This is a genomic window from Mycoavidus cysteinexigens, assembly GCF_003966915.1.
Classification (GTDB): Bacteria; Pseudomonadota; Gammaproteobacteria; order Burkholderiales; family Burkholderiaceae; genus Mycoavidus; species Mycoavidus cysteinexigens.
Map to the genome: position 1 here is coordinate 424,960 of NZ_AP018150.1, position 16,425 is coordinate 441,384.

13 protein-coding genes are annotated in these 16,425 nt (G+C 47.6%); 8 read left to right on the forward strand and 5 right to left on the reverse strand.

Going from position 1 to position 16,425, the window contains the following annotated elements; genetic code table 11:
• Window positions 1-122 precede the first annotated feature (122 nt).
• From MCB1EB_RS01905 to MCB1EB_RS01915, 3 genes are read left to right on the forward strand one after another with little or no spacing between them, the layout of a single operon-like run.
• Entirely contained in the window at window positions 123-863 is a 741-nt protein-coding gene (locus tag MCB1EB_RS01905) for an amino acid ABC transporter permease (RefSeq protein WP_045363290.1), read from the forward strand.
• On the forward strand, window positions 863-1,540 hold the full coding sequence (gene gltK / locus MCB1EB_RS01910; protein ID WP_045363288.1) for a glutamate/aspartate ABC transporter permease GltK: 678 nt from the start codon (window positions 863-865) through the stop codon (window positions 1,538-1,540). Before MCB1EB_RS01905 ends, gltK begins: the two co-directional genes overlap by 1 nt.
• Window positions 1,537-2,262, forward strand: coding sequence for an amino acid ABC transporter ATP-binding protein (locus MCB1EB_RS01915; RefSeq protein ID WP_026921131.1), 726 nt, complete (start codon window positions 1,537-1,539; stop codon window positions 2,260-2,262). Before gltK ends, MCB1EB_RS01915 begins: the two co-directional genes overlap by 4 nt.
• A gap of 133 nt (window positions 2,263-2,395) precedes the next feature.
• Here MCB1EB_RS01915 and MCB1EB_RS01920 read toward each other — a convergent pair whose 3' ends face one another.
• Both MCB1EB_RS01920 and MCB1EB_RS01925 read right to left on the reverse strand, forming a co-directional pair.
• Complete coding sequence (locus MCB1EB_RS01920) at window positions 2,396-3,583, reverse strand: acetylornithine transaminase (RefSeq protein WP_045363286.1); 1,188 nt, start codon at window positions 3,581-3,583, stop codon at window positions 2,396-2,398.
• A 24-nt stretch (window positions 3,584-3,607) separates the two neighbouring features.
• Window positions 3,608-4,642 (reverse strand): CDP-6-deoxy-delta-3,4-glucoseen reductase, encoded by a 1,035-nt coding sequence (locus MCB1EB_RS01925; protein WP_026921129.1) that lies wholly within the window; start codon window positions 4,640-4,642, stop codon window positions 3,608-3,610.
• Window positions 4,643-4,696: 54 nt separating this feature from the next.
• On the opposite strand from MCB1EB_RS01925, the gene MCB1EB_RS01930 reads away from it, so the two are divergent.
• From MCB1EB_RS01930 to MCB1EB_RS01940, 3 genes are read left to right on the forward strand one after another with little or no spacing between them, the layout of a single operon-like run.
• Window positions 4,697-5,620 carry an NAD-dependent epimerase/dehydratase family protein gene (locus MCB1EB_RS01930; protein WP_045363284.1) on the forward strand — a complete coding sequence of 308 codons (924 nt, stop codon included), beginning with the start codon at window positions 4,697-4,699 and terminating at the stop codon, window positions 5,618-5,620.
• A gap of 59 nt (window positions 5,621-5,679) precedes the next feature.
• A complete protein-coding gene (grxD, locus tag MCB1EB_RS01935; protein ID WP_026921127.1) occupies window positions 5,680-5,991 on the forward strand; it encodes a Grx4 family monothiol glutaredoxin in 312 nt (103 codons plus the stop codon).
• Between the two features lie 45 nt (window positions 5,992-6,036).
• Window positions 6,037-6,648 carry a UbiX family flavin prenyltransferase gene (locus MCB1EB_RS01940; protein WP_232034135.1) on the forward strand — a complete coding sequence of 204 codons (612 nt, stop codon included), beginning with the start codon at window positions 6,037-6,039 and terminating at the stop codon, window positions 6,646-6,648.
• 113 nt (window positions 6,649-6,761) lie between these two features.
• Here the strand turns inward: MCB1EB_RS01940 and MCB1EB_RS01945 are convergent, their stop codons facing one another.
• The gene (locus tag MCB1EB_RS01945; protein WP_045363282.1) at window positions 6,762-8,273 is read right to left on the reverse strand and encodes an amino acid permease; all 1,512 of its coding nucleotides are present in this window, start codon (window positions 8,271-8,273) and stop codon (window positions 6,762-6,764) included.
• A gap of 232 nt (window positions 8,274-8,505) precedes the next feature.
• Window positions 8,506-9,045 carry a DUF7338 family protein gene (locus MCB1EB_RS01950; RefSeq protein ID WP_126353826.1) on the reverse strand — a complete coding sequence of 180 codons (540 nt, stop codon included), beginning with the start codon at window positions 9,043-9,045 and terminating at the stop codon, window positions 8,506-8,508.
• 343 nt (window positions 9,046-9,388) lie between these two features.
• On the opposite strand from MCB1EB_RS01950, the gene MCB1EB_RS01955 reads away from it, so the two are divergent.
• A complete protein-coding gene (locus tag MCB1EB_RS01955) occupies window positions 9,389-9,625 on the forward strand; it encodes a hypothetical protein (protein ID WP_045363278.1) in 237 nt (78 codons plus the stop codon).
• A gap of 542 nt (window positions 9,626-10,167) precedes the next feature.
• The gene (locus tag MCB1EB_RS01960) at window positions 10,168-16,083 is read left to right on the forward strand and encodes a WD40 domain-containing protein (protein WP_052393832.1); all 5,916 of its coding nucleotides are present in this window, start codon (window positions 10,168-10,170) and stop codon (window positions 16,081-16,083) included.
• A 69-nt stretch (window positions 16,084-16,152) separates the two neighbouring features.
• Here MCB1EB_RS01960 and MCB1EB_RS01965 read toward each other — a convergent pair whose 3' ends face one another.
• Window positions 16,153-16,374 (reverse strand): hypothetical protein, encoded by a 222-nt coding sequence (locus tag MCB1EB_RS01965; RefSeq protein ID WP_045363276.1) that lies wholly within the window; start codon window positions 16,372-16,374, stop codon window positions 16,153-16,155.
• Between the last annotated feature and the right edge of the window lie 51 nt (window positions 16,375-16,425).

The following is a 16,425-nucleotide window of genomic DNA, read 5'->3' on the forward strand; positions in this document are numbered from 1 at the left end:
AGCAATGGTGACGCTGCGTTCGAGAGGGCCTCGGACGCAGCTGGGAAAGTGATGCCTGAGATTAAAACAGGAAAAGAACTGTGCGTAAGGCACTGGCTTAATATTAATAGCAATTTAGGGTTATGAGTTATCAATGGAATTGGGGCATTTTGCTAAGTGCGGTGTCCACCGGCGAACCAACGACGTACCTGGGTTGGTTCATGGATGGCCTGAAGGCCACTGTTACGCTTTCATTAGCGGCTTGGATCATCGCGCTTATCGCCGGTTCCTTATTTGGCATATTGCGTACGCTGCCGAATAAATGGTTGTCCGGTCTCGGTGCAGTTTACGTCGCGGTGTTTCGCAATATCCCGTTGATTGTGCAATTTTTTATCTGGTATTTTGTGCTGCCGGAGCTCGTGCCCCCGTCATTGGGTGCATGGTTTAAAGGATTGCCGCCACTGATTCAATTTTTTTCTTCAGCCGTGGTTTGCCTAGGCTTATTTACCGGCGCGCGGATTTGTGAACAGGTGAGGACCGGCATTCTTGCGTTGCCGCCAGGTCAAAAAAATGCTGCGCTCGCGCTTGGATTTACGTTGCCGCAAACCTACCGTTACGTTTTACTGCCTAATGCGTATCGCATTATTGTGCCGCCTTTAACCTCTGAGTTCTTGAATATTTTTAAGAACTCAGCCGTAGCCTCCACCATTGGTTTACTTGAGCTTTCTGCTCAAGCGCGCCAACTCAGCGACTATACAGCGCATACCTACGAGTCTTTCATTATAGTAACCGCCTGTTATGCGTTGATTAATGCGGTGGTGATGCTTTTCATGCGCTGGGTTGAGCGAACCTCCAGGTTACCCGGTCAAATCGGAGGGAAATAATGTATCAGTTTAATTGGAGCGGCATTACATCTTCTTTGCCCACCTTAGCGCAGGGTATGCTCATTACCGTGCAAATTACGGCTGCCGCGGTCATTGTTGGCATTATTTGGGGAACCATTCTAGCGCTATTGAGGCTGTCGCCGATCAAGCCGCTGGCTTGGTTTGCCAAATGCTACGTGACGATTTTTCGTTCGATTCCGCTGGTCATGGTGCTTTTGTGGTTTTTCTTATTGGTGCCGCAGCTGCTCAAATCTTTGCTTGATCTACCGCCTGATATAGACATCCGCTTCGTTTCAGCAATCATTGCATTTTCTTTGTTTGAGGCCGCTTACTATTCGGAAATTATTCGCGCGGGGATTCAGAGTGTGCCGCGTGGACAGGTCTATGCTGCCAATGCGCTTGGCATGACGTATATGCAATCGATGCGTTTAGTGGTTTTGCCGCAAGCTTTTCGCGCCATGGTGCCGTTATTGTTGACGCAGGGCATTGTGCTCTTTCAGGATACGGCCTTAGTCTATGTGATTGGTCTGGCAGACTTCTTTCGCACGGCGACCAATATTGGCGAACGCGACGGGCAGCTAGTTGAAATGGTGCTTTTTGCCGGGGCATGCTACTTTGTTATCTGCTTGTTTGCCTCCACTCTCGTCAGACGCTTTCAAAAAAGGTATTCAAGATGATTTCTCTTAAAGACGTTTCTAAATGGTATGGTCCATTTCAGGTCCTTGCTGATTGTAGTACTGAAGTGAATAAAGGCGAGGTCGTGGTGGTATGTGGGCCATCTGGCTCGGGTAAATCGACGTTGATTAAAACCGTCAATGGACTTGAGCCGTTCCAGCAAGGCGAGATCCTGCTTGATGGCCAGTCAGTCGGAGCCAAAGGCACCGATTTGTCTAAACTGCGGGCTAAAGTCGGCATGGTTTTTCAGCATTTTGAGTTATTTCCTCATTTGTCGATCACCGAGAACCTAACCTTAGCGCAAGTTAAAGTACTTGGCCGCAGTGCAGAAGAGGCGCGGGCGAAAGGCATGAAATTGCTGCAACGCGTTGGCTTGCGTACCCATGCAGATAAATATCCTGGACAGTTATCAGGCGGTCAGCAACAGCGTGTAGCGATTGCTCGCGCACTGTCAATGGACCCGATCGCAATGTTATTTGATGAACCGACTTCCGCCCTTGATCCAGAGATGATTAATGAGGTGCTGGATGTGATGGTCGAGCTTGCGCGTGAAGGAATGACCATGATGTGCGTGACGCACGAGATGGGGTTCGCGAAAAAAGTCGCGCATCGCGTGATCTTTATGGATAAGGGCGCAATTATTGAAGATGTGCCTAAAGATGAATTTTTTGAAAATCCAAAGTCAGAGCGCGCTAAGGAATTCTTAGCGAAGATTCTGCACTAAGCTTGAGTCTGTAGGTTGCGTAAATGTGGACCTCATTTGGCGAGGCGCCCAAAGGCCACATTTACAATCATTGCGCCGGTCTTCTATGCTTAAAGTTTAGTAGATCGGCGTAATAACGCTCAAGAATCAGGTTTCAAGCAAGCTTATCCAGTACCTTGCGTAGCATTGCCAGCATCAAGTCAATTTCATCTTCACTAACATTCAGCGCTGGCATAAAGCGTAGCAGGTTAGGCCGCGCTGCATTGAGCAACAGACCTTCTGGGTTCAATTCACGCGCTGTTTCAACGATTTCATGGCCGATTTCTTTACTGAGCAATAAAGCGCGCAGTAGACCTGCGCCACGCTCGCCGGCTAGGCCATAGTCATTAGATACTTTGAGTAAGACATGACTAAAATAAGTGGCGCGTTCACGCACGCTAGCGAGAAACTCTGCTTTAGAGATATGTTCCAAAACAGCGACGCCTACGGCGCACATAAGCGGGTTGCCATTATAAGTGCCACCTTGTTCACCCGCTTCAAAGCAAGCAACTTCATCACGCGCGAGCAATGCGGCAAGCGGCACGCCGCCGCCAATGCCTTTGCCTAATGTCATGATATCGGGTTCAATCTCTGACCATTGATAGGCAAACAGTTGGCCGGTGCGGCCACAGCCGGTCTGTACCTCATCCACTATCAAGAGCAGATTGTGTTTTTGGGTGAGCGCGCGCAATTGCTGCATAAACTCTCGCGTTGCACCGAGTACGCCGGCTTCGCCCTGTATGGGTTCTAGCATTACTGCGACGGTCTTGCTATGAATGCAACGTTCAACCGATGCAATATCATTGAGTTCAGCTTTGGGGAAGCCTGCTACTTGAGGCGCATACATCGTATCCCAGCCCGCTTTCCCACTGGCCGACATGGTAGCCAGCGTGCGCCCATGAAAGCTATGATTAAAGGTAATAATTTCATGTGCGCCGTTTTTGAATTTACGGCCCCATTTGCGCGCCAGTTTGATCGCGCCTTCATTTGCCTCGGCGCCACTATTTGCAAAAAATACTTTCTGGAAGCAGCTCAAGCGCGTAAGTAGACTGGCAAGCTCGGCCATGGGGGCGTTATAAAATGCGGGACCTGGGTTGATTAAGCGCTGAGCTTGAGTCGTCAACGCGTTAATCATGGTTGCATGGCAATGGCCTAAGCAGTTAACCGCCCAACCCTGGATGAAATCAAGATAACGCTTATTCTCGCTATCATATAACCAAGCACCTTGGCCGCGCGTAAAGACAAGTTCAGGCCGCTTGGCGATGGTCATCAGCGCTGGGATTGGATAGTCACTAAAATGCATTTTCAAATTCCGTCAAAGACTAAGTTACGTGAGCGAATTGGCTAAATCGACTTCACTAGTAAACGCATCCGCATAAAAATTCTCGGGTGGCAAATTATGCTGTCCGGTGAAATCACGCAAAGCGGCCTCGACCATGACGGGCGCGCCGCACGCATAGACTTCATAGGCAGATAAATCAGGCAGATCCGCCACTACAACTTGGTGCACAAAGCCAGTGCGCCCCTGCCAATTATCTTCTGGCGCTGGCTCGGACAGCACCGGCACAAAAGAAAAATGCGGTAGCGCCTGAGCCCACTGTTGCGCTAGTTCCGCCATATACAGATCTTTGCCACGGCGCGCGCCCCAATACAGTGAAATAGGGCGCTCAATCTGCTTAAATATCATATGCTCAACGATGGCTTTAAGCGGTGCAAAGCCTGTCCCTGAGGCTAATAATACGATGGGGCGCGTGCTCTCTTCACGTAAAAAGAAAGTCCCTAGCGGTCCCTCAAAGCGGAGCATATCGCGCTCTTTCATGGCGCTGAAGACATGATCGGTAAATACTCCACCGGGCATATGGCGAATATGTAATTCAAGCGGTCCGTCATGATGTGGGGGGGTTGCGATTGAGTAGCTGCGGCGTTTGCCATCTTTTAAAATAAACTCGATATACTGGCCAGCAAAATACTGTAATTTTTGATGGGCTGGTAATTGCAAACGCATGACCATCACATCATCTGCTACGCGTTCAAGCGCATGGATGCGGCAGGGGAGTTTTCTAGCCGGCATATCGGTTGCGCCCGCCACTTCACGCACTTTAAGTTCAAGGTCAGAGGTGGGCGTAGCGCAGCAAAAAAGCGCCATCCCCTGTAATTTTTCATCATTAGATAAAGCCGAAGCTGAATGCGCAGCTTGTTCGATGGCACCAGACAGCACGGCGCCTTTACACGAACCGCAGGCGCCGTTTTTACAACCATACGGCAAGCCAATGCCTTGCCGTAGAGCTGCCGCCAGCACAGATTCATTAGTTTCTACTTGAAATTGCCGGCCGCTGGGCCGAAGAGTAATATTAAATGTCATAAAAAACCGAATACGACCAAGGCCGCCAAAACCTGAAGATATAATGATGCCACAATGATTCCAACCCGCAAACTTAGACGTAAGCGAATTCTGATTGTCGGCTGTGGCGATATTGGTTTGCGTTGCGCGAAATTACTTCTGCCACGCTATCGTGTGTTGGCGCTTACCCGTCAAGCTGAGCGTTGCGTGAGTCTGCGGACGCTCGGTGTTGTGCCTGTAGTGGGCGACCTGGATCGACGCTCGAGTCTAAAGCGCCTGGTTGGCCTGGCCGATACCGTGTTGCATTTAGCGCCGCCGGCGGCGCACGGCAGTGAGGATCAACGTACGCGCTTTTTGCTTGCGGCGTTAAGTCGTTCCAAAGCGTCACCGATGTGGATTTATGCCAGCACGACCGGCGTTTATGGTGATTGCGCCGGAGCGTTGGTGGACGAAACCCGCCTAGTGCGACCGGCAAATGAGCGTTCGCTCAGGCGTCTTTCGGCCGAGAGTCAATTGCGCGCTGCTGGCGCGCGCGCTCTATTATCCCTACGGATTGTCCGCATTCCTGGCATCTATGCCTCTAACCGGCTACCACTGGCCCGCTTGCAAGCAGGCATGTTTGCCTTGAACCCCGCCGAGGATATATATACGAATCACATTCAGGCGGATGATCTTGCGCTGATTTTGTTGCGTATAAAGCGGCTAGGTTGCCCCCAGCGTATCGTGCATGCAGTGGATGATACGCAAATGAAATTGGCGGATTACTTTGATCTAATTGCAGACGCGTATGGCTTGCCGCGGCCTAAGCGCATCACGCGTACCCAAGCGCTGGATTTACTGAACCCAACGCTGCTATCCTTTACGCGTGAGTCACGCAGGTTAATGAATACCCGGCTTAAAACAGAATTGGCTTATCAACTGCGTTACCCGACGGTGCAAGATTTTCTGCGCGAGCATGGCAACCTTTCTCTGGCGGGTGGCCACCCCGATCCATGCTGATCTGTGCAGAATCGGCTATCATACGCGTTTACTAGACTTATCTATCAGTACCTCAAGTTATGGACACTCAGCAACACATCAAACAACTGGTTACCGAACATCCGGTGGTTCTTTTTATGAAGGGCAGCGCACAATTTCCAATGTGTGGTTTCTCTGGCCGCGCAGTGCAGATACTTAAAGCATGTGGCGTCAATGGTTTACATACGGTCGATGTTTTGCGCGATGAAGCTATTCGGCAAGGCATTAAAGAATATTCTGATTGGCCAACCATTCCGCAACTTTATATCAAGGGTGAATTTATTGGCGGTTCAGATATTCTGGTGGAGATGTATCAATCGGGCGAATTGCAGCAATTAATAGCTGCTGCATAAGGCTAGATAGTTGCATGGCGGCGCGCAAAATTGACCAGCAGGCTTATGAATACCCTCCCGGCGAATCCAGCCTCTAATACTATGCCGCGTCGCCTAATCGTTGCCATTACAGGGGCTACCGGTGCGCTCTATGGCGTGCGTGTTTTGCAAACATTGCGTCGTATCGGCGGCATACAAACGCATTTGATTGTCTCAAGCGCAGGTTGGCTAAGTATTCAGCATGAATTGGAACTGACCAAACATGAAGTAAACGCGCTGGCCGATGTTATCCATAATATACGTGATGTAGGAGCCAGTATCGCCAGCGGATCATTTGCGGCAGAAGGGATGCTGGTTGCGCCATGCTCAATGAAAACCTTAGCCAGCATTGCTCATGGATTTTCTGATAATTTAATTACGCGCGCAGCGGATGTTACGCTGAAAGAGCGCCGTCGCCTTTTATTGCTGGTGCGCGAAACACCATTCAATTTGGCGCACCTGCGTAATATGACGGCAGTAACTGAGATGGGCGGGGTGATTTTTCCGCCGCTGCCGGCGTTTTACAATAAACCCGCCACGCTGGATGAAATGGTGGATCACACGATTGGGCGGGTATTAAATTTGTTGGGCATTGAGCTAACGCTAGCGCCAAGCTGGCCTGGTCTACGTAACGTATAAGCTCTCAAACGCTTCAATAAAACTCCAGCTCCTGACGTTCCTATAGCAGAGCCTTAGCGCAGTATTTTGCGGCAGCTTTTAAAAAAGCTGCCGCGCATTATATCGCCTTAATTTTAATCCGCTGTGTTAGGCTCATTTTCCAGGCTACGGCGCAGTACGCTATGGCGGATGCCATAACCAAAATAAATCATGAGCCCTAACGCCATCCAAATAAAGAGCCGCATCCAAGTATCGCCTGGCAAACCGGACATTAAAAATAGCGCTGATAATGCCCCGCCTGGTGCGACTAGATAAACGGCTGGCGTTTTAAATACACGTTTAAGCTGCGGTTGGGTAATACGCAAGACGAGCACGCCGACGCAGACGATTAAAAAAGCAAATAGTGTGCCAATGCTGACTAATTCGCTGACCAGGTTAATCGGCATCACACCCGCTAACGTCATAACTGCTGCGCCCGTAATAAGCGTCGTGATATAAGGCGTATGAAAGCGCGGATGGATTTTCTTAGCAAAGCCTGGCAATAAGCCATCTTTCGCTATCGTCTGAAAAATGCGCGGCTGGCTCATAAGGAGGACCAAGAGCACTGAAGTTAAACCAAAAATCGCTCCAAGTTTAACCAGGGGCGATAACCATGGCATACCCAATGCATCAATCCCTACGGCGATTGGATCCGGTACACTTAATTGGTCATAGCGAACCACTCCCGTCAAGACGTACGCGACGAGTACATAGAGCGTCGTGCAGATGACGAGCGAGGTTAACAATCCAAGCGGCAGATTACGGCGTGGATTTTTGGTTTCCTGCGCTACGCAGGACACTGAATCAAAACCAATGTAAGCAAAAAATACAACGGCTGCGCCACGTATCATGCCACTCCAACCGAACTCTCCGGCTTGGCCACTATTCGGTGGTATGAAGTCGCCATTAGGGTTAGCGGACGTTATCCAGTTTGTGGTATCGACCAGAGAAAACCCTGCCACGATAAAAGCCAAGATAATGGCGACCTTCACTACCACCATTAAACTATTGATGCGCGCCGACTCTCGAATGCCAAAAATAAGCAAAAGCGTGATCAGCGCGACGATGAGAACTGCAGGTAAATTAATCAGTGCGCCCGTGCGTGTCCAGCCGGTCGCAGCATCGAAAGCCAGTGGCGCTCTTGCTAACACATCAGGAATATGCACGCCTAATGAATGCAAAAAGCCCACCACATATCCTGACCAGCCAATGGCGACAGTCGTTGCGCCTAAGCAATATTCAAGAATTAGATCCCAACCGATAAGCCAGGCAATAAATTCGCCCATGGTTGCATAGGCATAGGTATAAGCACTGCCCGCCACGGGTACAGTGGAAGCCATTTCTGCATAACATAAACCAGAAAAAGCGCAAACGACCGCCCCTAAAATAAAAGACAGCATCACCGCCGGCCCAGCATGCACTGCCGCGGCATGACCCGTCAGTACAAAAATGCCCGCACCAATAATGCAGCCAATTCCGAGCATGGTTAAATCGAATCCAGACAAGGCCCGCTTGGGGGAATGCGTACCACTCTTTTTCCCATCGTCGCTTAGGGCTGCTTCAGCCTCTAACATCGCGATCGATTTTTTATTCCATAATGTTGTCATTAAATTTGTTGGCTAAAAATCGCTTTATGGCGATAAAAAATTCTGGCTTGAAAGCTTTATATTATAGCTTATTCGTTTTTCGAGAATCGAGCGCAAGCGTGTCACTCACTTTGATTATGCCCACGTAGTGTCGCGTTGCGGCCTTGTGTTCAGTGCCTCCCTCAAACTACAAATCTTTTAAGCTACCCAAGCAATTTTAGCAAAGGCATGCGTAGTCATGATCTATATTGGCTTAAGCGCTGGTGCGTCGCTTAAAAGGGCTAAGCGTGAAGCATAACGGTACACGCCAAACGGGTCCCCAAGGTGTTTCCCTCCAACCATAACCTTGCCAATAATTCCACGCTTTCCAGCCTAATTTAAGCATACCTAAGCGCCCATGATAATAGACGTTAAAACCGTTGCCAATAGCAATAAACAACACCAAAGTAGGTGTTTCGATGTAGCGGATAACGCGCCACTCGGCAGCCTCGAAGGGCAAACCAAACAACCAATAATCAAAGCCATAGGCAGGATTGCGATAGAGCCAATACACCCGCGCTAGATATCGCTTAAATGGCGTGGCGCCCCAGGAAGGGTCGAGATATCCGCCTTTCCAACCTTCATCGAGCGAAGAATCGAAAGGCTGGAACCACTTTAACCAGCGAGGTAGGTTTGCCTGGTCGTCCGCCAATAAAGGAGCCCACCAGTTAACAGCTAATAGCGCAAACACTGTGATGATTAGCGAGAGCAACGCCATCATTGGGTAAAACAGGGTGTAGATAATTAATTGCATGATTTTTAATTTGTGTGCGTTACATACATCGTAATTGTTTGAGATATCCTCTTTCATTCGGGTGTCATGCTGCTCAAAAAATAGACTTCACAGCGTTTTGTAACCGAGCAATACTCGCATAAAACTAAATATAAGCTACAAACATAGAAAATGCTAAAGAGGGGGAGGCAGTGGCGCGGGTTTTGTTTTTCTACGACCCGTGGATATTAACTCTCTTGCTTTCACGAGGTTTAAGATATGGACAGTACAACGGGAGCCTCCGATTCGACTTGAGCGGTTGCATTCGCGGCGGCGGGGATGGCGTTAGGTGTTGTCAATACCCTCCATAGATAGCACAGAAGTTATGAAAGGTATGAGCGATAAAATGGATAATTTTGTCACTCAAGATCAGCTTGCATCAACCATGGAACAAGCCATAGAGAGATCTGCGGTAAAAATAGTAGAAAAACTTGGCCCTAGAGACTCGGTTGACTCTGCTGTTAGTGCACTATCCAGAACAGGGAGCGTAGATAATTTAAATAATCGCCGAAATCAAGCTTCGGCGAGTCCAGTTATTTCTGAAAATATGCCGGCTGGGTAGTCGTTACGTACTCACTCTACTAGCCTGAAGTGAACTGCATCCTAAAAGTTGGACGCCGCTCCAAATTTGAGGGTGCAGTTCATTCCGCAATTACCCCTTAAACATGATCTTTAGTCCTTAATGGGCTTGAATAGCCTCTTTTTTGCGGAACAAGCAAAGTTAGTTTAGTACAGGCTATTTTGCCAATTTTCCGTGGAACTACAACACTACTTCTTCGACGAGGTAATATTTGTGTTCAGAGCTTACCATTCATGTTAACCCAGAGATTTTGGTGGGTCATCGTGGTGCAAGCGCAATAACCTCTTTGTGTATCGCAAGCATCTGCTCACAGCCAGCAATAAAAATAAGAAAAACCTTGTTTTCCAGCAGCAGTATTACTAGCATTTTAATATGTGTTACGTTTGTTTGCGCCCTGCCTAATAGTATTAGGGCAGCATCCGATTATAACTTTACATAGACTTTATCGACGATGGCCGCTGGGGAAACGTGATACAGGTTGCGCTCGCACAGCTTCGATTTGATTATAGGCGTGGGGAAAAATCATGGATCTAGTCTTACCGGCAGCTACTACATTTAATCTCGTAAATTTTTATTTGAACGAGGCTCGTACACAAAAGCACAAAAAAGATTACGAGTTGGCGAAGACTTTATGTGACCATGCAGAAAAAGCCTGTGAAAGGATCAAAGATACTGAGCAATTGGAGAAAAAACAAGAAGTAACATTCTACCGTGGCACAATTTCTTTAAAGCGTGGGAGGATATTGGATTTATCAAATAATGATCCGAAGGGAGCAGAGCGCGACTATATGAGAGCAATAGAGTATGGGAGTACTAACGTTCAGCATGAAGCTCATAAACAGTTAAAGGCCTTAAGGGATCGGGTACCATCACTACAGGGGGATCTTACCAACTCTTCAAGCTCGGCTATTTCTCTCTCTCTTACTCCAAGTACCGAGATTCACACTAAAACGGATGAACGGAGGGTCAATTTTTCCTTTTTTATTCAGGATCGACAGGGAGTGCCTGCTGGCCCGAGTGAGGAGAATTGGGATGGAAAGGGAAAATTTAATGACACCCGCCATCTCGTCGCAGTGTGGCAGGAACTCCTCGAACACTCCGACAAAGAGGAGACACAGCGCAAAAAGGAATTACTACTCCTGCGCGCGCGGGGAGTTATCAATGAATTTGCTATAAGGGGGGATAGAAGCTCCAATATCGTTCGTGAAGTGGTCGCTTTAGCGGAGTTGTCAGACGCCGATATTTTTCGAGCTTTGTTGGGGCACTTCATTAATGCCATTGACAAGGAAACCCTATTGCAGGTCCAGTTACTCGACGGGCTTGCTCAAATTTTGCAGCAAGCTAAGCCAGGTACATTAAATGCTGACGATGGCGTTCAAATCTTAGGCGTCTTGGACGCTTGGCGAAAAAAACTTTTCCACAAAGAAAAAGATGAAGAAAAAGACAAAAATTCTGTCGCCAAGTCTTTGAAAAAAATCCTTCCTGCTTGTTGGAGGAAGGATTACCTCAAATCTGCAGAGAAAGCTGCAGAGAAAGCAATTCCCGTGCTGGAGTTAGAAGAAGCTGACCACATTGATAATTTGCTGCGTGCTTTGGCCGCCTTGTTAGATGCGATGGCCGATGCTAACGTCAAAGGCTTAAACCGTGAACAGCTGCATACACCTTTATATCAATATTTGAACGATTTGAGTAAGGATTCAAATATCCGGCGAGCTTACCAGGCAACCTATGCTTGTCAAGCTCTGCTGCATGTGCCGGATGATGAAAAGCTTTGGCAAAGTGTTTGGCGGCGCAGTATGGCGATTACAGGTGGGGCTTTGGCGTTAGCTAAAGCAGTGCACACTTGTAATCCCGGAGATGTGGTTAATGCATGTGAGCAATTTAGCATTGCATTTTCTGGCTTGGGGCAACTCATTAAAACAACCCAAGAAGTTGTTGAAACCGTCAAGACCTTGAGTGAGGCAGGCAAAAGCGCGGCTGAAGGCTTCCGAGAAGGGTTTGATTTTAGATTTAAGAAACCATGGTATACCGCGCTCCGGCACACTGCATTTCTCATTCAAACTCAAAAATTCCAGAGTTTGAATGCTTTTGTTCAACAGGCTTCGGTAGGTACTCGTCAAAATCCGAATTTTTTGTTTGGACTAAGTTTGCAGTTGGAGCAGGTAGCATGCACCGTGCCCGATGAGGGTGCAAAGCAGGATGAGAAGGATTTGTACGAAGATGCTCGGAAGGGGGCGTTTGCCTGGTTAGAAGATATCTATCTCAACGATGAGCGTTGGGGGTCAAGCGAGCGTGTTAAACAAGGAGTCTTAAGCAGTATAGCGCGTCTGGCCGGTGATACTCAACCTAGAGTGAGCGAAGCCGCTCGTACGTGCTGGGTCCATTTAGCCCAGGATAAAGACCCTACTAAGAAGAGCATTTATGAAGCCTATATGCTCTCATCGTTGGGCGAACCTGCATTGCCTAGGTCTGAAGTTGTTGAGAAGGATTTTCCAAAAGATCTCTTAAATGCCGTCCAAGACAAACCCATCGAAGACTTAGAAAAGAGCATTAATGAGCAATTTAACAAGTTAAACGCCGAACTTGTTGACTTAGCTAAAAAGCTCACACGAACGGGATTGGGTGGCTTAGACGCGAAAGAAAGCTTAGAGTTGTGGCGCAATAAACAGCTCGAGGATAAAGAGCTCAAGCAGATGCTTTCCTACTACGTGCCCCCAGAAGGCAAATATAAGCAACAAGATATTCATCCCTTTGGCGACCTAAGAAAGGAGGTCGAAAATTTTTTACAACCGAACTCGAATAAAAAAGTGTTATTGCTCCTAGGAGATTCCGGTGCAGGAAAATCAACTTTTAACCGTTATTTAGCGCGCGGGTTTTGGGAGAAACATAAGGAAGCGAGTGAGGCAAATTTACCACTTATGGCTTTGTTTATTTCACTGCCGCTGATTAAAGACCCAGTGTATAACTTGGTTCACGAATATCTAAGCAGGCAGGGGTTTTCAAGAGATCAGATTAAAGCTCTTAAGGAAAATGAACAGCAAAATTTCGTATTTATTTTAGATGGCTACGATGAAATCTCACAGCGACAAAATCTCTATGTCATGAATAAATTTTTAGAAGAGTGGCCACGAGCCAAAGTCATTATTAGCTGTCGTACTGAGTCTTTAGGACAGGACTATCAAGCTACATTTCAACCTCGTGGGCAGGATGAGAAACCAGATCCTGAGGGATTTCAAGAGTTGGTCGTTGCTCCATTTTCGAAAGACCAAATTGACCAGTACATTGAGAGGTATGTCGAGGTTGACCATCCTTTTGGGTGGTCAATTGAGCGTTATGGCGAGACAATTAAGTCAATACCCAAGTTTAATGAATTAGTGAACAACCCTTTTATTTTAAGGTTAGCTTTGGAGATCATGCCGCTCTGGGAGAAGGAAGATGTTAATCGTCTGAAGCAGGGTGCTGGTATTACTCGGTTGGATTTATACGATTTGTTTATACAAGAATGGTTTGCCCGTGCCAAAGCGCGCTTGGAAGACCGAAGGCATTTAACTGAGAGTGAGCAACTTATTTTTCAAGAGTTGGGGGAAAATTTCGAAGGGTACGGAATTGAATTTAGCCAGTGCCTTGCCGTAGAGTTGTATGAAAACCCTCTGCATCAAGGGGTGATGGATCATACAACTTTCGAGAGTAAACGAGCTTGGGAAACATTTTTCAAAACAAAGGGCTTTCGGCATAAGGAAGTGCGGCTGCTGCTTGAATACTGTCCTTTACGCCGCAGCGGCCAACAGTATAGGTTTTTGCATCAATCGATTCTAGAATATTTTGTCGCGCGCGCGGTGTTTGGGCCGCAGAGCGCAGCGAATCGCCAGGGGGCGACGCTTATTCCGCAAGTTCAGTCTTCCTATGACAGCCTCGATGTTTTCTTGAATTTTGAAAGCCAAACTGACGCAATTAAAGCGTGTTCAACATTACCAATAATACCCTTGCCTGACTCCTCATTAACTCGAAAGAGGTTAATCGAAGACCACTCGATTATCCGGTTTTTAGTCGAGAGAGTGGAGAAAGAGCCAAAGTTTGAAGAGCAGTTACAAGCTTTCATTGAGCGTTCGAAAACGGAAGAAAATTATTGGAAAGCTGCTGCTAATGCAATGACAGTATTAGTCAAAGCGGGTGTGCAGTTTAAGGAAGAAAATTTGAATGGTATCAAAGTACCAGGGGCTGATTTAAGCTACGGGATTTTTGATAATGCCCAACTGCAAGGAGCTGATTTGCGTAAAGTTAATTTACGAGGAACATGGCTGCGTGGGGCTAATTTCGAAAGAGCGAAGCTGAATGGAGTTAACTTTGGTGAGCTGCCTAGTTTAGAGGTGGGTAAATGGGTTACTGACTGTTGTTATTCCGGAGATGGGCGTTGGTTGGCTATTGGTACGAGGGATGAAGTTGACAAGCAGGGTGGTGAGATCCGATTGTATAAAACTGACACGTTGGAGCCGGGGCCTTTGTTTAAAGCTAACTGTGAATGGGTAAATAGCGTGAAATTTTCGCCCAACAGCCAGTTCTTGGCGTCGGGGAGTAATGATACGACAGTAAAGCGGTGGAACGTAGAAAGAAAACAAATGGAGTATGAGCGTGGGGAGCTCGGCGATCGAGGGCATAAAGGAATAGTGAGTAGTGTGAGTTTCTCGCTAAAGAACGAGACCCTGGCATCGGGAAGCTGGGATGGGAAGATAAAGCTGTGGAGCGTAAGCGGAGAATGTTTGAGTACGCTTGACGGGCATACTGATGCAGTAAAGAGTGTGAGTTTTTCGCCAGACGGCAATTTGCTGGCATCGGGAAGTGATGACCAAACGGTGAGGCTGTGGGACACGGAACGTGGACAAGAGCTAACGTTGTGTCGGCAATTGCATGGGGGGAAGGTGAGTAGTGTGACTTTTTCGTCCAAGGGCAACCTCCTGGCGTCGGGGAGTGAGGATATGACGGTGAGGCTGTGGAGTGTGGAGGAAAGCGGAGAAGAGTTACCCACAAGACAGTTACATAGTATACATGAGCTGGAGGGGCATACTAGTGCAGTAATGAGTGTGAGTTTTTCGCCAGACGGCAATTTGCTGGCATCGGGGAGTAATGATCGAACGGTGAGGCTGTGGAGTGTGAAAAGCGGAGAAACATTGTATACCTTTGAAGGGCATGGCAGTCTTGTGGATAGTGTGGCTTTTTCACTGCCAGATGGCCAGTTCCTGGCGTCAGGGAGTGCTGATAGGACAGTAAGGCTGTGGAGAGTGGAAAGTAGGCAAGAATCGCCTGCGCTTGGAGGGCATCATGGTCAGGTGGATAATGTGGCTTTTTCGCCTAACGGCAATTTCCTAGCATCGGGGAGTTATGATAAGACAATAAAGCTGTGGAATGTAGAAAACGGAAAAATGTTGGATACGCTTAAAGGGCATAAGGGTCATGTGAATTGTGTGACTTTTTCGTCCGACAGTGAGATCCTGGCGTCGGGAGGTGATGATAATACAGTACGGCTGTGGAGCGTAAAAGGTTTGTCGCCTACACAGGGTTTGCCGCCTACACAGTCGGTTGGGTTTTACGGGCATACAAAGCCGGTGTGGTGTGTGAGTTTTTCTCCAACAGACAACAATTTGCTGGCATCAGGGGGGAATGATAATACGGTGAGGCTATGGCGCGTGCAAGACAAAACACAGTTGTATGAGTTTAGTCATGATAAATGGGTGTCGAGCGTGAGTTTTTCAGCAGATGGCAATTTGCTGGCATCGGGGAGCGAAGATGGGATGGTAAAGTTATGGGAACTGGAAGACAGAAAAACATTGCAATTGCAGAATACTCCGGTTAAGAAAGAGCCTAAAACTACGCTTAAACATGGCAAATGGGTGACGAGTGTGAGTTTTTCTCCAACAGACAAAAATTTGCTGGCATCGGGGGACAATAACAATACAGTGAAGCTATGGAACATAGAAAGCCCAGAAATGTTGTATACGCTTGAAGGGCATATTAAGAAAGGGCATACTAAGGCAATAAAGAGTATAACTTTTTCGCCAGACGGTAAGCTCTTGGCGTTGGGAAATCGTAATGGGGCAGTAAAAATATGGTCAATAAACACAGACCAGCGTGAGGAAATGCCTGAGTTAACGCCTGCAGGTTGTTTTTCAGATTGTGGTGGGAAGATCGCTTCAATAGCTTGGCAAGAGCTTTCAGAAGCGCGTATTAAAATGAAAATGGCTGGTAGCAAGGGCAGCACGGTTCATATTTTGCAAATAGAACGCGAAAAAGATAATGATTGGACAGTCAGGTTAGATTGGATCTCCTCTCAAAACAAGCTGATCGTAAGTGATATGTCTATTAAAGGCGCGCAGAACTTAAGCCCAATGAATGCACGTTTGCTCAAGCAAAAGGGTGCGCTTGGGGAGCCTGCTGCGCCAGTGTGAGAAGGATACAGATACAGGTCGGTACCTGTGCCTAGCTTACCGGGCCATTTGATTGCCTGACATGGAATATCAATTCTTCGCTGTAATGGACTGTCGAGTCTGCTGTAACTGCCGATAAAAGGCTCGAAGTCCCAGCGCCTGCTCGCGCCATTGCCAGAAAACGCTGGCGTTATGGGCGTTGATTTCGGCAATCTCAGCAAGCGAAATTTCGGCGAGTTTTCGGTCAAATTCGGGGATCCAGATAGAAGTAAAAACAGCGGGATCATTTTTAGAGTTTCTGATATTGCCCATGTTGTCGTAATTTGGGGGCGATAGATTTTATTCAGTGAAAGCTGAATTCTT

What these genes read in the sequence shown, in the direction of transcription:
- MCB1EB_RS01905 (WP_045363290.1), top strand. Translation starts at nt 123, where the DNA reads ATGAGTTATCAATGGAATTGGGGCATTTTGCTAAGTGCGGTGTCCACC.
- gltK (WP_045363288.1), top strand. Translation starts at nt 863, where the DNA reads ATGTATCAGTTTAATTGGAGCGGCATTACATCTTCTTTGCCCACCTTA.
- MCB1EB_RS01915 (WP_026921131.1), top strand. Translation starts at nt 1,537, where the DNA reads ATGATTTCTCTTAAAGACGTTTCTAAATGGTATGGTCCATTTCAGGTC.
- MCB1EB_RS01920 (WP_045363286.1), bottom strand. Translation starts at nt 3,583, where the DNA reads ATGCATTTTAGTGACTATCCAATCCCAGCGCTGATGACCATCGCCAAG.
- MCB1EB_RS01925 (WP_026921129.1), bottom strand. Translation starts at nt 4,642, where the DNA reads ATGACATTTAATATTACTCTTCGGCCCAGCGGCCGGCAATTTCAAGTA.
- MCB1EB_RS01930 (WP_045363284.1), top strand. Translation starts at nt 4,697, where the DNA reads ATGATTCCAACCCGCAAACTTAGACGTAAGCGAATTCTGATTGTCGGC.
- grxD (WP_026921127.1), top strand. Translation starts at nt 5,680, where the DNA reads ATGGACACTCAGCAACACATCAAACAACTGGTTACCGAACATCCGGTG.
- MCB1EB_RS01940 (WP_232034135.1), top strand. Translation starts at nt 6,037, where the DNA reads ATGAATACCCTCCCGGCGAATCCAGCCTCTAATACTATGCCGCGTCGC.
- MCB1EB_RS01945 (WP_045363282.1), bottom strand. Translation starts at nt 8,273, where the DNA reads ATGACAACATTATGGAATAAAAAATCGATCGCGATGTTAGAGGCTGAA.
- MCB1EB_RS01950 (WP_126353826.1), bottom strand. Translation starts at nt 9,045, where the DNA reads ATGCAATTAATTATCTACACCCTGTTTTACCCAATGATGGCGTTGCTC.
- MCB1EB_RS01955 (WP_045363278.1), top strand. Translation starts at nt 9,389, where the DNA reads ATGAAAGGTATGAGCGATAAAATGGATAATTTTGTCACTCAAGATCAG.
- MCB1EB_RS01960 (WP_052393832.1), top strand. Translation starts at nt 10,168, where the DNA reads ATGGATCTAGTCTTACCGGCAGCTACTACATTTAATCTCGTAAATTTT.
- MCB1EB_RS01965 (WP_045363276.1), bottom strand. Translation starts at nt 16,374, where the DNA reads ATGGGCAATATCAGAAACTCTAAAAATGATCCCGCTGTTTTTACTTCT.